This is a genomic window from Agrobacterium sp. CFBP 3001 (genome assembly GCF_027871605.1).
Lineage (GTDB): Bacteria > Pseudomonadota > Alphaproteobacteria > Rhizobiales > Rhizobiaceae > Agrobacterium > Agrobacterium leguminum.
This window is the reverse complement of sequence record NZ_JAQAHD010000001.1, coordinates 225457-245087: the sequence shown is the minus strand read 5'-3', so window position 1 is coordinate 245087 and position 19631 is coordinate 225457. Positions and strand designations below refer to the sequence as shown.

At 59.7% G+C, this 19631-nt stretch carries 16 protein-coding genes; 4 read left to right on the top strand and 12 right to left on the bottom strand.

Annotated features, from left to right (window positions below):
• Positions 1 to 20 precede the first annotated feature (20 nt).
• From PH605_RS01220 to sppA, 12 genes are all read right to left on the bottom strand, one after another.
• Entirely contained in the window at positions 21 to 428 is a 408-nt protein-coding gene (locus PH605_RS01220; RefSeq protein WP_065654576.1) for a VOC family protein, read from the bottom strand.
• Complete coding sequence (murJ, locus tag PH605_RS01215) at positions 428 to 2017, bottom strand: murein biosynthesis integral membrane protein MurJ (protein WP_142844083.1); 1590 nt, start codon at positions 2015 to 2017, stop codon at positions 428 to 430. Before murJ ends, PH605_RS01220 begins: the two co-directional genes overlap by 1 nt.
• A 7-nt stretch (positions 2018 to 2024) precedes the next feature.
• Complete coding sequence (locus tag PH605_RS01210; protein WP_142844084.1) at positions 2025 to 4853, bottom strand: [protein-PII] uridylyltransferase; 2829 nt, start codon at positions 4851 to 4853, stop codon at positions 2025 to 2027.
• A 96-nt stretch (positions 4854 to 4949) separates the two neighbouring features.
• A complete protein-coding gene (gene mutS / locus PH605_RS01205) occupies positions 4950 to 7601 on the bottom strand; it encodes a DNA mismatch repair protein MutS (RefSeq protein ID WP_142844281.1) in 2652 nt (883 codons plus the stop codon).
• Positions 7602 to 7791: 190 nt separating this feature from the next.
• Positions 7792 to 8673 (bottom strand): GNAT family N-acetyltransferase, encoded by an 882-nt coding sequence (locus PH605_RS01200; RefSeq protein ID WP_065654580.1) that lies wholly within the window; start codon positions 8671 to 8673, stop codon positions 7792 to 7794.
• A gap of 94 nt (positions 8674 to 8767) precedes the next feature.
• On the bottom strand, positions 8768 to 11014 hold the full coding sequence (locus tag PH605_RS01195) for a hybrid sensor histidine kinase/response regulator (RefSeq protein WP_142844085.1): 2247 nt from the start codon (positions 11012 to 11014) through the stop codon (positions 8768 to 8770).
• Positions 11015 to 11069: 55 nt separating this feature from the next.
• On the bottom strand, positions 11070 to 11558 hold the full coding sequence (lspA, locus tag PH605_RS01190; RefSeq protein WP_003520075.1) for a signal peptidase II: 489 nt from the start codon (positions 11556 to 11558) through the stop codon (positions 11070 to 11072).
• Positions 11558 to 12418, bottom strand: a complete 861-nt coding sequence (locus tag PH605_RS01185; protein ID WP_078051340.1) for a TrmH family RNA methyltransferase — start codon at positions 12416 to 12418, stop codon at positions 11558 to 11560. The genes lspA and PH605_RS01185 overlap by 1 nt, the downstream gene beginning before the upstream one ends.
• A complete protein-coding gene (locus PH605_RS01180) occupies positions 12415 to 13548 on the bottom strand; it encodes a class I SAM-dependent methyltransferase (RefSeq protein ID WP_142844086.1) in 1134 nt (377 codons plus the stop codon). Before PH605_RS01180 ends, PH605_RS01185 begins: the two co-directional genes overlap by 4 nt.
• A gap of 93 nt (positions 13549 to 13641) precedes the next feature.
• Positions 13642 to 13983 carry a LapA family protein gene (locus PH605_RS01175; protein WP_065654584.1) on the bottom strand — a complete coding sequence of 114 codons (342 nt, stop codon included), beginning with the start codon at positions 13981 to 13983 and terminating at the stop codon, positions 13642 to 13644.
• A 62-nt stretch (positions 13984 to 14045) separates the two neighbouring features.
• Entirely contained in the window at positions 14046 to 14372 is a 327-nt protein-coding gene (locus PH605_RS01170; RefSeq protein ID WP_333780280.1) for an integration host factor subunit beta, read from the bottom strand.
• Between the two features lie 2 nt (positions 14373 to 14374).
• On the bottom strand, positions 14375 to 15328 hold the full coding sequence (gene sppA, locus PH605_RS01165) for a signal peptide peptidase SppA (RefSeq protein ID WP_142844285.1): 954 nt from the start codon (positions 15326 to 15328) through the stop codon (positions 14375 to 14377).
• A gap of 234 nt (positions 15329 to 15562) precedes the next feature.
• Here sppA and lptC point away from each other — a divergent pair, with 234 nt between their 5' ends.
• From lptC to rpoN, 4 genes are all read left to right on the top strand, one after another.
• Entirely contained in the window at positions 15563 to 16228 is a 666-nt protein-coding gene (lptC, locus tag PH605_RS01160) for an LPS export ABC transporter periplasmic protein LptC (RefSeq protein WP_059759327.1), read from the top strand.
• Positions 16229 to 16241: 13 nt separating this feature from the next.
• Positions 16242 to 16805, top strand: a complete 564-nt coding sequence (locus PH605_RS01155) for an LptA/OstA family protein (protein WP_003503784.1) — start codon at positions 16242 to 16244, stop codon at positions 16803 to 16805.
• A 9-nt stretch (positions 16806 to 16814) separates the two neighbouring features.
• The gene (gene lptB, locus PH605_RS01150) at positions 16815 to 17624 is read left to right on the top strand and encodes an LPS export ABC transporter ATP-binding protein (protein ID WP_003520083.1); all 810 of its coding nucleotides are present in this window, start codon (positions 16815 to 16817) and stop codon (positions 17622 to 17624) included.
• 265 nt (positions 17625 to 17889) lie between these two features.
• A complete protein-coding gene (gene rpoN, locus PH605_RS01145; RefSeq protein ID WP_142844087.1) occupies positions 17890 to 19440 on the top strand; it encodes an RNA polymerase factor sigma-54 in 1551 nt (516 codons plus the stop codon).
• Positions 19441 to 19631 lie beyond the last annotated feature (191 nt).

Here is a 19631-nt window from a genome sequence, read left to right as displayed (position 1 = left end):
CAATCAAGCGGTTTCAAGGGCTATCCAAGGCGCGGCTGAAGGAGGTCCCAGCGATTTCCGTAAGGGTCGGCAAAGACCGCGACGGAACCATAAACCTCATGGCGCGGTTCTTCCAGAAAGCGCACGCCACGTGCAGTCATGGTTTCATGGTCGCGGGCGAAATCGTCGGTATGCAGGAAAAATCCGACACGGCCGCCGGTTTGGTTGCCGATGGCACGTCGCTGCTCTTCGCCATCCGCCTCGGCAAGCAGAAGGGCGCCACCGTCAGCGCCCTGCGGCTTGACCACCAGCCACCTTTTGCCGTCGTCCAGTGGCTCATCGGAGAGGCACTCGAAGCCGAGGACATCGCAATAAAACGCCTTCGCCCGATCGTAGTCATCAACCACGAGGGTAACGATGGCGATGCGGCGGTTTTCAGCAAAGGACATCAGCCAGCATCCGTTTCGGCAGTCTTTTTTCCGCGTTTGCGTACGGCCCTCTTCACCATACCGATATCGCCACCTCCAGACACGAAAGCCAGGACGAAATAGACCAGCATGGCGGCAAAGACGAGGGCCATGATTGTGCCGGCACGCACGAAGATGGACGAGGCGGAAGACAGCTCGAAGGTCAGCCACGTCAGCGCATAATGCACGAATACGGCCATCAGTGCCGCCGCAAGCAGCAGGCGCGGAATGCGGGTGAGCAGCGGAATATCCACCTGCCAGTGACCACGCCACAAAAGCATGCCGAACAGCAGGGCGGCATTCACCCAGCCGGCGGTGATTTCGGCAATGGCGATGCCCGGGCCGCCAAGACGCGGGAAAAGCGTCAGTGCCAGCGAGACATTCACGACAACGGAAATCGCCGCGAAGATCATCGGTGTGCGCGTATCCTCGCGGGCGAAGAAGCCCGGAATGAAGGCCTTGATCAGCACAAAAGCCGGCAGACCAAGACCATAGATACCAAGGATTTGCGCGACGGTGACAGTGGCTGAAGGCGAGAAATTGCCGCGCTCGTAAAGAAAACGAACGATAGGCTCCGCCATGACGAGAAGTGCTGCGGCAGCCGGCAATGTCAGGAACAGTACGAATTCGACCGAGCGGTTCTGCAGGCTTCCGGCCTCCACCATATGCCCGCCGCGCAACGCCCGCGCCAATTCCGGCAGAAGCACGGTGGCCACCGCGATGCCGACGACGCCGAGCGGCAGCTGGTAAATCCGGTCGGCATAGGCAAGCGACGAGATCACGCCCTCGCCGGCAGAGGCGATATTGGTGTTGATCAGCAGATTGATCTGGGTGATGCCGCCGGTAATCGCTGCCGGCAGCGCAAGAACCAGGAGGCGCTGCACATTCTTCGTCAGCCGCGGCCTGCGAAAGCCGATCCGCATGCCGGCATTGCGCACGGCAATCCAGACAATGGCGAGCTGCACCAGACCCGCCGCCATCACGCCCCAGGAGAGCGCATAACCCACCTGAAGCGGATCGTAATTTTTCCACCATGCCAAAGCGAGCACGCCGATGAGGATGATGTTGAGGAAAACGGGAGCAATTGCGGCTGCGAAATAACGATGCAGCGAGTTCAGCATGCCGCCCATCATTGCCGCCAGAGACATGCAGGCGAGATAGGGGAACATGATGGTGGCGAGATGGACGGTGTTGTCGAATTTCACCGGGTCGTCCAGAAAGCCCGGCGCGATCACCGTGCGCACGATGAATGGCATCGACAGTTCCATCAGGATCGTCAGGGCCAAAAGCACTGTGAACAGGACGCCGAAGACTTCCTCGGAAAAGCGTCTCGCGCCTTCCATGCCGTTCGCCTCGATTTCCTTGGCGAATAGCGGCACGAAGGCCGAGTTGAAAGCGCCTTCGGCAAACAGCCGCCGGAAGGTATTGGGAAAACGGAAAGCAGCATTGAAGGCATCCGCCACCGGGCCGGTGCCGACGGCGGCGGCCATCAGGGTTTCTCGCAGGAAGCCGAAGATGCGGCTGCCGAGCGTGGCCGTGCCGACGGTGGCGAACTTGCCGATCAGACTCATGGGCGCTTCAAGCCTTTGCCGTTCGCGCGGCCGGCAGGGCCGCCACGTCTGGATGGGCGATGATGCCGTTCGGCATACGGTCTCGCAATTCGTCTTCCTGCTCGCTCATCACCGCCTTCAGGCGCGTGGCGATGCTGGCCTGCCGGTTGTCATTCGTCACCTTCTGGCCGAAGAGGTCCGTCACATAGAAGGTGTCGATGACCTTTTCGCCGAAGGTGGTGATGCGGGCGGAGTGAATATCGAGCGACAGATCCGCGATAACGGCCGTCATATCCGCCAGAAGCCCCGGCCGGTCGAGGCATTCCACTTCGATGACGGTGAACTTGTTCGACAGCCCGTTGGAGATGATGACGGAGGGCGGAATAGTGAAGGCGCTCTTCTTCTTGCGGCTCTTGGTGCGGGTAGCGATCATTTCCGGCAGGCGCTGCTTGCCGGAGAGAACCTCCTCGATGAGCTTGCCGACATTGTTGCCGCGCCGCGTCTCGTCCTCATCGATCGGAAATTCGCGGTTGATGAGGATCGTATCGAGCGCCCGCCCATCGGACGTCGTGAAGATTTGCGCATCGGCGATATTGGCGCCGGCGGCAGCACAGGCGCCGGTGATGATGGACAGCAGACGCGGATGGTCGGGCGCCAGCACGGTGATTTCGGTGATGGCGTGGAAGGAATGGGTGCGCACCATGGTCGACAGCGCTTTTTCCTGCTTGTCGGCCTCCCGGATGAAGCGGGTGTGACGCACCTGGTCTTCGAGCGCCACCGTCAGCAGATAGGGCTCGTAGTGCAGCTTGGTATATTTGCGCCGCGCCTTCTGGCCCCAGTCCTCGAGGGCGTCGTAGAGCGCCTGCCGGGCGATCTGCGCGCGCTCCTTGCGGGAGACTTCCGAGAAGCCGCCCGACAGCAGCAGTTCGGTCTCGTAATAAAGCGAACGCAGCAGCTGCCCCTTCCAGCCGTTCCAAACGCCGGGACCGACGGCGCGGATATCGCAGACCGTCAAGATGAGCAGCATCTTCAGCCGCTCCATGGACTGCACCTTATCGGCGAAATCGGTGATGGTCTTGCGGTCATGCAGATCGCGCGTTTGGGCGACCATGGACATCAGAAGATGCTGCTCGATCAGCCAGACCACCGTTTCGGTCTGCTTGCCGGTGAGGCGAAAACGCTGGCAGAGCTTGCGGGCGACACGCGCGCCGGCAATCGAGTGGTCTTCCTGCCGGCCCTTTGCCACATCGTGCAATAGAACGGCGACATAAAGCGCCTCACGTTCCTCGACGCTCGGCATCAGCTGGTTGGCAAGCGGGTGGGCATCGACGGCCGTTCCCTTGTCCACTTCCGAAAGCACGCCGACAGAGCGGATCAGATGCTCATCCACCGTATAGTGATGATACATGTTGAACTGCATCATCGCGACGATCTTGCCGAATTCGGGGATGAACTTGCCGAGCACGCCTGCCTCGTTCATGCGGCGCAGGGTCAGCGCCGGATCGCGCCGCGACGTCAGGATCGACAGGAAAAGCCGGTTTGCCTCTTCATTTTCCCGCAGCTCGTCATTGATGAGCGACAGCGAGCGGGTGACGACACGCAGCGCATCGGGATGCAGTTCGAGATTGTTGATATCGGCAATGTGGAACAGCCGGATCAGATTGACCGGGTCGTTCTTGAAGACATCTGGCTTGGCAAGCGCGATGCGCCCCCGATCCTCGACGAATTCCACCGAGCCGGGGATTTTACGCACGCGATGGGCAAAGCGGCTCAGCACACCGGAAAGGCCCGGCACATCCTTCGCCTGCCGGTCTTCCAGTGCGGCGCAGACGATGCGCGTCAGATCGCCGACATCCTTCGCCACGAGAAAATAGTGCTTCATGAAACGCTCAACGGCGGAGAGGCCGGGGCGCGGCTGATAATTCAGGGCATCAGCAATCTCACGCTGGATGTCGAAGGAAAGGCGCTCTTCCGCCTTGCCGGTGATGAAATGCATCTGGCAACGCACAGCCCAGAGAAAATCATCGGCCTTTTCGAACAGCCTGAGTTCAGGCCGCGACAGGACGCCGAGCTTGACCAGATCGGCCGTATCGCGGACGTGATAATAATATTTGGCGATCCAGAACAGCGTGTGCAGGTCGCGCAGGCCACCCTTGCCTTCCTTGACGTTCGGCTCCACCAGATAACGCGTATCGCCCGCCTTGCGGTGGCGCTGGTCGCGCTCGGCGAGCTTTGCGGCGATGAATTCCGGGCCGGTGCCGGTGACGACTTCTGACTCGAAGCGTTTTTCGAGATCGTCGGTCAGGGATTTCTTGCCGCAGATCGCCCGCACTTCCAGAATGGCGGTGCGGATCGTCATGTCGGATTTGGAGAGGCGGATGCATTCATCCACCGTGCGGGTGGCGTGGCCGACCTTGAAACCGAGGTCCCAGAGGAGATAGAGCACGAACTCCACGGCCTTGTGCATGTCAGGTGTGTTCTTGGTGGGAAGCAGGAACAGGAGGTCGATATCCGATCCCGGCGCCAGCGTGCCGCGTCCATAACCGCCAACCGCGGCGACCGCGATCTGCGGCGCATCTTTCGGATAGACGTATTGGCAGGCGAGATCATAGAGCGTTTCGATCAGCCGATCCTGGAGCCAGGAGATGCGCCGGGCGCAGTCAATGCCGCTGCCATCGGCTTTCAGTAGTTCTCTGGCCTTTTCCCGGCCTTCCGTACTGGCCTTGCGGAAGATCGGCAGTAGATCGGACTTGATATCGGCGATGCGTTTGCCGTCTTCCTTGAAGATGATGTCACAGTCGCGCTTCAGCGCCGATACATCGAGAATGTCGGAAAAATCCAGGTCCTTGATGGCCATCTATGCCGGTATCCATGTCCTGTGGGAAATCCCACCACTTGCGATGGGAGTGTCCTATAGCGAGTTTTAAAGGCGATGGACAGGCAGTCTATCCTCTTAAGCCTTGCCAAGTTCTTTCTTCAACGTATAGAGCGCGTCCAATGCCTCACGCGGCGTCATTTCGTCGGGGTTGAAGCCTTTCAGAGCTTCCTCCAGCTTCGATGGTCCGGCCTTGCGGGTTTCCTCGCGGCGAACCGCGATCTGGAACAGCGGCAGATCGTCGATCAACTGGCTGGCCGGGTTCTTGCGGTCGGCATCTTCAAGCTTCGTCAGCACCTCGCGGGCGCGCTCCACTACCGATGCAGGCAAGCCCGCAAGCCGGGCCACCTGAATGCCATAGGAACGATCCGCAGCACCCGGTCCGACCTCGTGCAGGAAGATCACGTCACCTTCCCACTCCTTCACCCGCATCGTGGCATTGGAAAGGCGGCCGAGTTTTTCCGACAGCACGGTCAATTCGTGGAAGTGGGTGGCGAAGAGACCACGGCAACGATTGACCTCATGCAGATGCTCCACCGCCGCCCAGGCGATGGAAAGACCGTCAAAAGTTGCGGTGCCCCGGCCGATCTCGTCCAGAATGACCAGCGAGCGATCCGTCGCCTGATTGAGAATGGCGGCCGTTTCCACCATTTCCACCATGAAGGTCGATCGGCCGCGCGCCAGATCGTCCGATGCGCCGACACGGGAAAACAACCGATCGACGACACCGATATGGGCGGCTTCCGCCGGAACGAAGGAACCGATCTGCGCGAGGATGGCGATCAGCGCATTCTGGCGCAGGAAGGTGGATTTACCGCCCATATTCGGGCCGGTGAGCAGCCATATCGCGCCGTTCTTACCACCGTTGACGGCTGACAGATCGCAATTATTGGCGATGAAGGGTCCGGCAGACTGCCGCCGCAACGCCTGCTCCACCACCGGATGCCGCCCGCCCTTGATCGCAAAGGTCATGGAGGCATCAACAATCGGGCGGCAATAGGCCTGTTCGGTCGCGAGATAAGCAAGGCTAGAGGCGACATCGATCACAGCAAGCGCCAGTGCGCCGGCCTTGATCGCTTCCGCCTGGTGCACCACAGCCTTGACCATGCGCTCGAAGGCTTCCAGTTCCATGGTTAAAGCCTGCGCAGCGGCATTGGCGATGCGGCTTTCAAGATCGGCAAGCTCGGTGGTGGTGAAGCGCATGGCGCCCGCCATGGTCTGGCGGTGGATAAAACGCGCCTTGGCCTCGTCCGTCGCCATCATCACATCGGCATTGCCTGCCGTCACCTCGATGAAATAGCCAAGCACATTGTTGTGCTTGATCTTGAGCGACTTGATGCCGGTCTCATCGGCATATTTCAGTTGCAGCCCGGCAATCACCCGACGCGACTGGTCGCGCAGCGCCCGCACCTCGTCGAGTTCGGGATTGGCGCCTTCACGCAGGAAACCGCCATCACGCTTCAGAAGCGGGAGATCGTCGGCAAGCATCGAGCCGAGCATGGCTTCGAGACCGCCGGGCAGGGCTTTCAAATCCGCGAGCGCCGCCGCCAGCTCGTCCGGCAACAATCCCTGATCGAGAATGGCGGCAATCTTCTCGGCAGAAGCCAGCCCCTGCCTGATGGCGCCGAGATCGCGCGGGCCGCCGCGCTCCAGCGCAAGGCGGGAGAGCGCACGCGGCATATCCGCAACCTGTTTCAGCGCATCACGCAGGCCGTCACAGAGCGAGACGTCATCGATCAGATAGGCCACGGCATCGAGGCGAGCATTTATTTTTTCCGGGTCGGTCAAGGGCGACATCAGCCGCTCGGCGAGAAGCCGCGCGCCACCTCCTGTTACCGTGCGGTTCAGGGCATGCAGCAGCGATCCGTCCCTTTCGCCCGACAGCGTCTTCACCAGTTCCAGATTGGCGCGGGTGGCGGGATCGATGAAAAGGGTCGAAGCGGCGCTTTCGCGCTCCGGCGCACCGAGTGGCGGGCGCTCGGCGATCTGGGTCTTTTCGACATAGGCGACGGCAGCGGCGGCGGCCGCCATTTCCACACGCGAAAAGGTGCCGAAGCCGTCCAGCGTTGAGACGTTGAAATAACGCGCGATGCGCCCTTCCGCCGTGGCGCTGTCGAAGAGGATCGCCGGCTGCGGCACGGCCACGCGGCCAAGCACATCGAAAACCGGCCGCAATTCCTCGTCATGGAACAGGCTGTCGGCGACGATCAGCTCGCGCGGATCGATGCGCCAGATATCGGCGAGAAGCCGTGTCAGCGTGGTTTCCGCCAGGCGGAAAACGCCGGTGGAAATATCGATCCAGGCGAGTGCAAACTGCGCCTCGGCACTGCCGCGAATGCGGGCAAGCGCCATCAGATAGTTGGATTCCGTCGGCGACAGCAGCTTTTCTTCGGTCAGCGTGCCGGGTGTGACAAGCCGCACCACATCACGCTTGACCACGGATTTCGATCCGCGCTTCTTGGCTTCCGCCGGATCTTCCACCTGTTCGCAGACGGCAACGCGATAACCGCGCAGGATGAGTTTCTGCAGATAATCATCCGCCGCGTGGACAGGGACGCCGCACATGGGGATATCATGACCCATATGCTGGCCGCGTTTCGTCAGCGTGATGCCCAGAGCGCGGGAGGCTTCGACCGCATCGTCGAAGAACAATTCGTAAAAATCGCCCATGCGGTAAAACAGCAGCGAACCGGGATTGTTCGCCTTGATCTCGATATATTGCTCCATCATCGGAGTGGCCGTCGCGCGGCTCTCTTCCGAGATCAGGGAAGCGGTTGTCAGAACGTCCGTCAATGGTCTGCCGATGTCATATCGTGTTGCGGAAAAGAAGGGCCGACACTAGCGGCAATCTCCACCTCAATACAACACGCGCGGGAACGCTGCCCACAGGAACATCCCGCCCGGCTGCGCCGAAACCCGGTCAGCCGTTGATGCGCTCGGCCTCGCCGCCATAATAGCTGATGTAACGGCCGGCGATGGACGAAACCGGCAGGACTACGAGGACGTCTGTGGTATTGAAGGCATGGTCCACGACCGCGCCGGAGCCGAACATGGCGCCGAGGCGCATATAGCCCTTGATCAGCGGCGGCATGGCGTTCAGCGCCTTGCGGGCGTTGAGCGCCTCTGCCGGCACAAGGTCCATCTCATGATAAAGCTCGGGAAGGGCGGAAGCTTCCCACTCACCCTTGGCCACGCAATTATGGTGCAGGAAAGACAGGGCAAGCGCGTGGGCTTCCGGCTGCACGCCGGGGAAGGAGGCGCAACCGATCATGGCATCCATGCGGTGTTTCACGGCATAGGCCCAGTTGCCCTGCCACAGAAGCTCGACGGTGCGTTTGGTGCGATATTCGGGCAGCACGCAGGAACGGCCAAGCTCCATGAAACGCTTGCCCGGATGGCGCGCAACGAGACCGGCGATGTCGAATTCGCTGGCGGAATAAAAACCGTTATTGGCAAGCGCGATTTCCTGCCGCAGCAAGCGATAGGTGCCGACGATCTGGTCTTCGCTGTCGCCTTCGATCGCCTTGTCGAGCACGAGCAGATGGTCGCAGACGCTGTCCCAGGCATCGATATCGCGCTTGCGGCGCATGGCTTCCGCGGGAAGCCGCGCCTTCATTTCCTCGACGAAAACCCGGTAACGCACGGATTGCGCGGCATCGATCTCGCGTTCATTTCTGGCGAGCCGTGTTTCCAGCGTGCCGATACGGCCGAAAAGACCCTCATTGTCCTGAGCTGCCTCGGGACGAGGATGAATGACAACATTGTTTTCACAAATGTCGTGATTGAGGATTTCGGCAACCATGGGGAATCGCTCCGCCACCAAAGAATTTTCCTGTCATAAATCACTAATTGACGACAGAATAGTGACAAAATGCCGCCAGCGCGAGTCTGTCAAGTTATGATAGCGACAGGCGTTTCGCCTCCAGCAGACGGCGAATTTCCTCAACCAGCCGTCGTGGGTCGGCAGGCTTGGTCAAAACCGCACCGACACCGGCCCCAAGCAGGATTTCGGCAGTCGCGTCACTCGCATCTGCGCTGAGCACGATGACGGGAATATTTCTTTCGCCCTTGAGCTTATAGAGAAGGTCGGGAAGCACATCGAGCCCCTCGCCGCCCGGCATGTTGAGATCTGAGACGATGAGTTCAGGCAGGCGGGTTGCGCCCGGCTCCACAGATTGCCGCAACGCCTCAAAATCCTCGACAGCGCGGACGATATAGCCGCTTTTTTCCAGAACGGCGCGGATGATGCGCTGATTGACGGCATCGTCTTCGGCCACGAGTATCTCGATACCGCTCGCCCCTTCCGCCACCCGCGAGGAAAATCCCACATCCGGGTGGTTGTCGTTGATGGCGTCGCGCCTCTCAATGCCGCGCAGACGGCCGCACAGGACGTCGATCAGGGATTTTTCCCGTAATGGCCGGATCAACCAGGCATCGAAGGCCACATGCATGGTCGACGGCCGCTCTTCGGGGCTGACGAGCAGCGTGCGGCGGACATTCTGTTGCGGCCAATCCTTCAGGGCGTCCCTGAAGAGCGGCGAAATGCGCCGGTCGACGATGATATCGGTAAGGTCGGCCGCTCGCGCAGCAGAACCCTTCCTCAGCTTTTCCAGATCCTCAGGCTGATGGATGAGAGTGCATTGACCGCCGAAAGCCTCGAGCGCCTCCATCGTCACCGCCGCCGCCACGCCCTTCGGTGCGATGAGCAGGACATTTGTATGCCTCAGGCAATGACGCCTTGCCGGATCCGCCATTTCGGCAGGGGCGCCTGCCGGGCGAAACGCCAGTTTGAAAGTGCTGCCCTTGCCCTTGCGGCTCGAAACCGTGAGGCGGCCGCCGAATTCCCGCACGATACGGGCGGAAATCGCAAGTCCAAGGCCGGTGCCGGCGCTTCGTTGCGACAACGGGCCCGCCTGTTCGAATTCCCCGAAAATACGGGCCTGTTCCGCCCGGCTCATGCCCGGGCCGGTATCCTCGACGGCAATGTGCAATTCGTCGTCGGCCATGCGCGCCCGGATGACGACGCCGCCTTCCTGCGTGAATTTGACGGCATTGCCGAGGAGATTGAAGAGGACCTGACGTAGCCTCGCCGGGTCGAAATCGAGATGATCGGGCACATTCGGCGCAACGAAGGAGGTGATTTCTATGCCTTTTTCATGGGCGCGATGGGCCAGCATCTCGACGATGCTCTCGATCAGCCGGCGCAGGTTTTCCGCGCGCGGATTGAGCCTGAAACGGCCGGCCTCCATGGTCGAATAATCCAGCAGATCCTCGACAAGCTGCACCAGCGACTGGCCGGATTGCCGCATGCCATCGAGATAATTTCGCTGCTCCTCGTTGAGCCTCGTCTGCGACAGAAGATGGTTCATGCCGAGCATGCCGGAAAGCGGCAGGCGAATTTCATGGCTTACGGTGGCAAGCAGCCGCGCCTTTTCGGCATCGGCCTTTTCGGCGCGCAGCCGGGCGTCCTCGCGCTCGCCGAGCGCAAGCCGCTCTTCGGTCACGTCTCGGGCGATGCTGCTGATGAGAAGACGGCTGCTTGCCAGATCGCGGGTCACGACATCATGCCAGGAAAAGATGCGCTGACCGAACGGGGTTGCGATCTCCACATCATAGGCATGGACCTTGTCGCCCGGACGGAAAGCGATGCCGATTTCCTCGCAGCTCAGCCCTTCGGGCGCCGCACAGCCGGTCATTTCGCGGAAAACCCGGTTCGCTTCGACAATGCGCCTGTTCATGTCACGGATCACGACGATATCGCCCATGAATTCCTGCATCTCGGCAATCAGCGAGCGGTTTTGCGTTTGCCGCAGCTGAAGATCGGAATCCGCAGCCCGCACGGTGGGCTGATGGAAAGATTCATCAAAGAGCGTATAGAGCAGGACACCGACGAGAACCGCGCCAAAAAACGTCGCCAGCGCAACGGTAACCGCATAAGGCACAGCAAGCGCGATCAGGGCTGCGGAAAAAGCCCCGACCGATAACGACGCGGCGACATAGAGCGCAATCGACCTGGTATCGGTCGCATGTTCTTCATCAGCATGGCGCGTTGTTGGCTCGACACGATCCGCCGGCTGCGCCGCCGTCGCGGCCAGGCCCAGCTCGTCTGAAACCTTCTGCCGAAGTCTTGCCAGTTCGCTCATAGGCAACCGCTACCACGGCAGCGGTTTTGATATGTTTGGCTGAAACCCTAAAATTTTACTTTTTAGCCGTCCGGGCGTGCAAAAACTCGTCGAGAATGACGCAGGCTGCGCCGATGGTTATGAAACTGTCAGCCAGATTGAAGACCGCGAAAGACCATGTCTGCGTATGAAACAGGATATAGTCGATGACATGTCCATAAAAAAAACGGTCGAGCAGATTGCCGGCAGCACCTGCGATAATGAAGGCAAAGCCGAGATGGGCAAAGGTGCGGTCCGCCGCCGTCTTGCGCCACAGCCACAAGACGAAGACCACGATGACGAGCCGCATGCTGACGATGAACCAGCCATGCATGTCCTCCAGCATCGAAAAGGCCACGCCGAGATTATAGGTGCGGTAAAGCGCCAGGAACGGGGCAACGGGCACCATCTCCTGCAGCGGCAGATAGGCTTCGACCAGCTGCTTGACGATCTGGTCCAGCACCAGTGCGGCGACGATCAGCGCGAAGGCCGGGCCGAATTTCGAGAACAAAGCCGCTTTGGCCATTACGTCACCGGTGCGAGTTCGAGGAGATGTCGCCGTGCTTCAAACAGCATGACGGCAGTTGCGATGGCGAGATTGAGGCTGTCGGCGCGGCCCTGCTGGGGAATGCGCGCCAGCTGGTCGGCCTTGCCGGCGAGTTCCGGCGGCAGGCCGGATTGCTCATTGCCCATCAGGAGCACAACCGGCTTTCCGGCATAGTCGATCTTTCGGTAATCCACCGAGCCGGCGAGATGGGTGGCGACAACGCTGACCTGCGCCGATTTTTTCCAGGACAGGAATTCCTCGACCGAAGCGCGGGCGACGGGCGTGGCGAAGACCGAACCCATGGTGGCGCGCACCGTTTCCAGCGAAAACGGATCGGTGCAATCCCCGACGAGAATGACGCCCGAAGCGCCGGCCGCATCAGCCGTGCGGATGATGGTGCCGAGATTGCCGGGATCGCGAACCCGGTCGAGCGCGATATAGGTCTCGCCCTTTTCCGGGCGGATATCCTTCAGCGCCTTCCATTTCTGTTCGAAAATGCCGACGACCATCTGTGGATTGTCGCGGCGGGTGATCGAGGCGATAACCTTTTCGCTGACTTCGAGCACCAGACCGCCCGATGCGACCGTCTTCACCGCCGCCTGCTCCACCAGCGGCTTGCCCTTGGCGGCCTTGGCATAAACCAGCGTCTTGATCGTCCAGCCGAGTTCAAGCGCGTCGATAACCAGCTTCAGGCCTTCCGCCATGAAGGCGCCGGTCTCTTCCCTGCCCTTTTTCTGGGTAAGCGCCTTGATATCCTTGATGATGGGATTGGCAAGGCTGGTCACTTCCTTGACCTGGCCAACCCGGCGCGTGGTGTTTTCGCGCATATCTTTCATCATTTCGGCTCCCAGCGGCTGAACAGCGATGTGGAAAGCACACGGCCCGGCGTTTTGCCGTCTAGCCCGGCCTCACGAATGACCAGTTCGCCTGATGCGACAACACCGCCAGCGCCGCGCATGGTTTCACGCATCAGCTCATGCATCGAATAAAAGCTGGCCCTGATCGAATAGGCCGTCAGCACCAGGCCAAGCGCCTTGGGCGACAGGATTTCCCGGCAGATATCGAGCATCAGCGGCAGATGGTCGAATAATTGCCAGACCTCGCCATGGGTGCCGCGGCCGAATTTCGGCGGGTCGGTGAGGATAATGTCGTATGTGCTGCCGCGACGTTCCTCGCGCTGGATAAACTTCATCGCGTCTTCGCAAATCCAGCGGATCGGCGCCTGTTCAAGCCCAGCGAGTGCCTGATTTTCCTTGGCCCAGCCAATCGCCTTCTTGGAGGCATCCACGTGGGTGACTTCAGCGCCTGCGGCCGCCGCGACCAGCGACGCGACGCCGGTGTAACCGAAGAGGTTCAGCACTTTCAGCGGACGGCCGGCGGTCTCGACGGCATTTTTCAGCCATTCCCAATGGACGATCTGTTCCGGAAAGACGCCGACGTGACGGAAAGCGGTGAAACGGCCAAGAAAGTCGACCCCGAGCAGGGAGAGAGGCCAGGTTTCACCCAGAGCCGCCTTGGGGAAACGCCAGCGCCCCATACCGTCCTCATCCGTGTCGCCGGTAAAGACGGCATCCGCATTCTGCCACACACGATCAGGAACGGAAGGCTGCCACAGCGCCTGCGCCTCGGGACGAACGACGCGGTAGTCACCGTACTGTTCGAGCTTCAGGCCGTTGCCGCTGTCGATCAGGTGAAAATCACCCGCGCCGCTCGATTCCAGAATGACTGGAACCTGTTCTGCCGGCAGTTCACCGGTGCGCTGCATAAGCGCGCGCGCAGGAACCTGTTCAACGGGGGCCGCTACGACGGTCTTTTCCTTCGGCGCGGCTTTCTGCACGTTGCGCACTGCATCGGGCTCGCGCTTTTTCGGCGTGGCATCCGCACGGCGCGCCGGCTTTGCGGCATGGACCTGTTTTTTATCGCTCCCGGCGCGCGCGCGATTGCCCGGCCGGCTGTCTTTTTTCTTCAATGGAAATCTTTCCGCTTCTGCCCGCGTCTTATTGCGCCAGCAAATAGCATTCCGAACGCCGCTCGACTAGAGCCGGAGCGACTGTCGGCACCATCACTTTGCCGGGAGTTGGCCCGCATGCGGCAGCTGCCCGGTTGCGGCCGCCTTCTGGCGGTTTGCCTCATCGTGCCAGCGAACGGCTTCTTTGGCTTCTATACGAGCGCGTTTGCGATGTTTGCCCTGAGCGAACCATGTAGCCGCCGACCCCAGGAGAACGCCAAAAATGACCGCCAGAAAGAGGAAAACGAAAAACGGCGCGGTAAAGGATAGAACACCATCTTCCGGTCGGAATGGATTGAGCGCCAGGGTCACGGACTGACGATTGGCCACGCACAGGATGACGAGGATGATCGCCAGCGGAAGCAGGATGATGAGGTTGATGATTTTTTTCGACATCCGACAATACTCCATCGCTGCGGGGCTCCGCTCGCTCTGTTTCCGGCGCGGGCTGAGGACGATCAATCGTCCTCTTCGTCACCCATGCCGGGGTTCAGGCGCTCGCGCAGTTCCTTGCCCGTCTTGAAGAAAGGCACCCATTTTTCCTCGACGAAAACCGACTCACCCGTGCGCGGGTTCCGACCGGAACGCGACGGACGGTTTTTCACCGAAAATGCGCCGAAACCACGAAGCTCGACACGATTTCCTGCCGCCAGGGCGTCGGTGATTTCATCCAGCACCGCATTGACGATGTTTTCCACGTCACGGTGATAAAGGTGCGGGTTACGCGCAGCAACGATCTGCACCAGTTCAGACTTGATCACGGTTGCCCCCTTAAAGAATTGGATTTTTAACGCGGCTCAACCTGCCAAACGGAAACAAGACCGTCAAGAAACAACTTGTCCGTACCGAGCTGGCCGGGGCCTGCGAAGGGAATTAAATCGTCATATCCCAGAAACTTCGCTATTTGCGCAACACTGAGAACCGCAAAAGGCGAGCGGGATGACGGCGCGCGCCATTCGACGATCGGCAAATCCTTGGCAACACCGCGTGTTTCGAAATAGCTGCGAATTTCCTTTTCGCCTCCAAGCGTATCGACCAGCTTGTTGGCGAGCGCCTGCCTGCCGGTGAAAATCGATCCATCCGCCAGTTTCAGCACGTCTTCGCGCGGCAGCTTGCGGCGATCGGCCACAAGATCGACGAACCAGCCGTAGCTGTCCATCACCATGGCGCGGATCATCGTCTTCGCTTCCTCCGGCGCCTCGTGGAACGGCGAAGGCTCCGCCTTCATCGGCGACGACTTGATTTCCTGCAACGAAACGCCGAGCTTTTCCATCAACGGGCCAAGCTGGGGGTACTGAAAGATCACGCCGATCGAGCCGGTTATCGAGGTCTCGCCGGCGACGATGACATCGCCTGCCGATGCGATCATATAACCTGCCGAAGCAGCGAGCGTGCGCACATCCGAGACAACCGGCTTCTTTTCCGCAACGCCTCGAATGGCCTTGAAGATGCGCTCACCGCCATAGGTGGTGCCGCCTGGCGAGGAAATCGACACGATCAGCCCTTCGACGTTCTCGCTCTTGGCGATCTTGTCGAGCCGCTCGAGAAGTTCGGTATTGTCGGTGATCAGGCCGGAGACCTCGACGCGGGCAATATGGGGCTTCGCGCTTTGCTGCGGTCCATCCCATAAAAACCGGTAAAGACCGAAAGCGCCGGCGACAAGCAGGAGAACGGCGGCAATCCGCCAGAAAGTCAGCTTGCGGCGCAACCGCCTGCGATCCGCTATCGCCATATTGTCCATAAAAACCTCTGTCATCCGCTTTTGCGCTTCAGGCCATATGGTTCTTCTAACGCGAAGCCGCAAGGAAACAATAAGGAAACCAGAATTACGATAAAATTCGCATTTCCCTTGCACCTCTCCAGACAAAAACCATATTGGCAGGACAAAGCACTCATGCCAAAGACATTTAGATAGAGACACAAGCCTCGATTGTGCGCCACAATGGCGCCCTAGAAGCATTCCGGACCCACTCTTATGCTCGAAAGACTCCGCGAACCCGCGCCAGCATTTTCGCTGCCCAATGACCAGAACGGCGCCTATGACACCGCGCTGCGGCATTCTGCGCGCGTGAAGCGGCTGAAAATCATTCTGCCGCTCGGCGCGGCAATCATTTCGCTCGCCTTCATCGCCGTTTCGGTTATCCGAACCTGGGCGCCCGATGAGGTCTCTCTGGAGAGCGCACGAATTGAAGACGGCAAGATCGTGATGGAAAAACCCGCTGTTGCCGGCCGCAACGAGAAGGGGATCGATTATTCCATGAACGCCGACCGTGCGTTGCAGGACATCGCCAACCCCAATCTCATGACGCTTGAGAAGGTTCTGGCGGCAGTGCCGGTGAACGACAGTGTCGCGCAGGTGATCGCCCAGGAAGGCATTTTCGACCGGGCGACCAACAAGCTGAAGATGACCGCCCCTTTTGACATCAATCTCAGCAATGGCATACAAGCGAAGTTCCAGTCTGCGGATGTCGATCTGAAGGCCGGAAAAATGAGCAGCCAGGAGCCGGTTTCGATCAAAACAAACGACGGCTCGATTGTTGCGCAATCGATTGACATCGCCGATAATGGCAAGACAATTACATTTTCGGGGCAGGTACGGGCACGTATCGCTGCATCCAATATCAAGAATGAAGGCAAGTGAGAGCCCGGTCCAGATGATGCAAATTTCCCGTCCCGTTTCCCTTGGCAAATCCGCCGGCCTTGCAGCCGCAGGCCTTGTCTTTTCCTGTCTTGCAACTGTGGCTTTCGCCCAGAACACCACCAGCAACATGCAGGGCGTCAAACTCTCCGGCGACCAGCCTATCGCGATTGAAAGCGATCAGCTCGAGATTCGCGATCAGGAGCGCAAGGCCTATTTCACCGGCAATGTGAAAGTGGTGCAGGGAACGACCACCCTTCAGGCCGGCAAGATGACCGTGAATTACAAGGGCGAGGGTTCTTCGCTCACCAGCGGCGACGCCAATATCGAAAAAATCTTCGTCGACAATAATGTCTATCTGACGTCCGAGACCCAGAAGGCGACGGCCGATCACGGCGAATTCGACATGGCGGCGCAGACCTTCATCCTGACCGGCAAGCAGGTCGTGCTGTCCGAAGGCACGAATGTCTTCACTGGCTGCAAGCTCACCGTTCTGATGAATACGGGACAGGCCAAGCTGGAAAGCTGCGGCGGCCCTGTCCGGATCATGCTCGATCCGAAATCGCAGAAAAAACAGTAGTCTTTCCTCGTGAAGATACCCTCGATCTCAAAGATATTCGGCGGCGGGCGCAGCCGATCCGCGGACGCGGCCTCGCCGGCGGACAAGACCCCCTATCAGGGCACGCTGATCGCGCATGGCCTGACGAAGACCTATAATACGCGCCGTGTCGTCAACGGGGTTTCGCTGGTCGTGCGCCGAGGCGAGGCCGTGGGACTGCTCGGCCCGAACGGTGCGGGTAAAACCACCTGTTTTTACATGATCACGGGCCTGGTGCCCGTGGATACTGGCAAGATCGCCATCAACGGCAATGATGTCACCACCATGCCGATGTATAGACGCGCCCGTCTCGGCGTCGGTTATCTGCCGCAGGAAGCATCGATCTTCCGGGGCTTGACGGTCGAGGAAAACATCCGCGCCGTGCTGGAAGTGCATGAGCCGGACGCTGCCAAGCGCAACCGCAAGCTCGATGAGCTGCTGGAAGAGTTTCATATCGCGCAACTGCGAAAGTCGCCTGCCGTGGCGCTTTCGGGTGGTGAGCGGCGGCGTCTGGAAATCGCGCGCGCACTCGCGACCGATCCGACCTTCATGCTGCTCGACGAACCTTTCGCGGGCGTCGATCCGATTTCGGTCAGCGATATCCAGAATCTGGTGAGACACCTGACAGCGCGCGGCATCGGCGTTCTCGTGACCGATCACAATGTCCGTGAAACGCTCGGTCTCATCGACCGCGCCTACATCATCCATGCCGGCGAGGTGCTGACGCATGGACGTCCGGACGATATCGTCAACAATCCGGATGTACGCCGTCTCTATCTCGGCAATAATTTCAGCCTTTGAACGCCTAGAGCGGGATCGCGAAAAGTGTGTGGTTTCCGCTTGAAATCCCGCTCTAATTATATGATCTAGATCATGATTTAAGATTTTAGGTCGTTTCGACCTAAAATCATCATGATCGGCGCGCGAAAGATTCTTCATCGCGCCCCGCCCTGACGCTTGACCAAACAAGATAAAAAAGCAATTTTTGGGCCAAGTTCCGTCGTCTCAGTAAAATTTCTGGAAAATCAGGCGATGGAGAAGCTGTAAGGGGAGTTTCGCGTCCGCCATGGCATTGTCTGCCAGCCTTTTGCTGCGTCAAAACCAGTCTCTCGTGATGACACCGCAACTGATGCAGTCCATCCAGCTGCTTCAGATGACGCATTTCGAGCTGACGCAGTTCATTGCGCAGGAGGTGGAGCGCAATCCACTGCTGGAAATTGCGGCAAACGATGGCGATTTGAGCAGCGATGCCCCGGCAGAGACTGAGAGTTTCGGTGACGTGGACGGCGAAGGCCCGGAGAGATCCGCGACGGTGACGTCCGACAGCGACGACTGGTATGGCGACCGCGCCGCAAATCTCGGCGAGCAACTGGACACCAGCTTCGAAAACGTCTTTCCCGACGATGCCGAGCCCAGAAAGGCCGATGCGCCCGAACTGGCCGGCCAATGGAAATCCATGCCCGGCCAGGAGTCGGGGGAAAGTTACGACCTCGACGATTTCGTCGCGGCCAGACAGAGCCTCGGTGACCATCTCAATCAGCAACTGCCGCTCGCCATATCCGCCGCCGAGGACCGGATGATCGCCGATGCGCTGATCGGCCAGCTTGATGAGACCGGCTATATTGCGGCGGATGCCGTCGACGACGTCGCCGAACGGCTGGGAGCGGCACCGTCAGCGGTCGAGCACGTTCTGAAGACGCTTCAGGGTTTCGACCCACCGGGTGTATTCTCCCGCTCCTTAAGCGAATGTCTGGCAATCCAGCTTGCCCAGAAGGACCGGCTCGACCCGGCAATGCGGGCTTTCGTCGACAATCTGGAACTTCTGGCGAAACGCGACTTTGCCTCCTTGAAAAAAATCTGCGGCGTCGATGAGGAAGATCTTCTCGACATGCTGGCGGAAATCCGCACGCTCAATCCCCGCCCCGGCGCGGGTTACGATTCGATGGTTTCGGAGACCATCGTTCCCGACATTATCGTTCGTCCCTCCTCCACCGGCGGCTGGCTGGTGGAAATCAATCCCGAGACCCTGCCGCGCGTGCTCATCAACCAGAGTTATTTCGCAGAGGTGTCTAAACATAAGGCACGTGCAGGCGAGGATCAGGATTTTCTGGCCGAGTGCATGCAGACGGCGCATTGGCTGACCCGCAGCCTCGATCAGCGCGCCCGGACAATCATGAAGGTCGCGACGGAAATCGTGCGCCAGCAGGACGCCTTTCTCGTCAATGGCGTGGATCATCTGCGCCCGCTGAACCTCAAGACGGTAGCCGACGCCATCAAGATGCACGAATCCACCGTCAGCCGGGTGACGTCCAAAAAATACATGTTGACGCCGCGCGGTCTGTTCGAACTGAAATATTTCTTCAGCGTTTCAATCAGCGCCGTGGAGGGCGGTGACAGCCATTCGGCCGAAGCGGTGCGTCATCGCATCAAGGCCATGATCGCGCAGGAGGCCGCCGAGGCGGTTCTGTCAGACGATGATATCGTCGACAATCTGAAAAAGAGCGGTATCGATATCGCCCGCCGCACCGTCGCCAAATATCGCGAGGCGATGAACATCCCCTCCTCCGTGCAAAGGCGCCGGGAAAAGAAGGCGATGGCCAAGCTGTCCGCCTTCTGAGCGGCGGCCGCGATCACGTTTATGGCGGTTTTTTGCCGCACCATTGACTCTTGCCACGGCAAGGGCTAGAAGCCCGCCGCACACGTAAGCAAGGTCATTTGTAACGGATTCATCTCCACCGTCCATGGGCGTAAAATTCGAATGAGGGCTTTTTAAGGTCTTCGAAACGCTTGGATGCGCGCGCGGCTTGA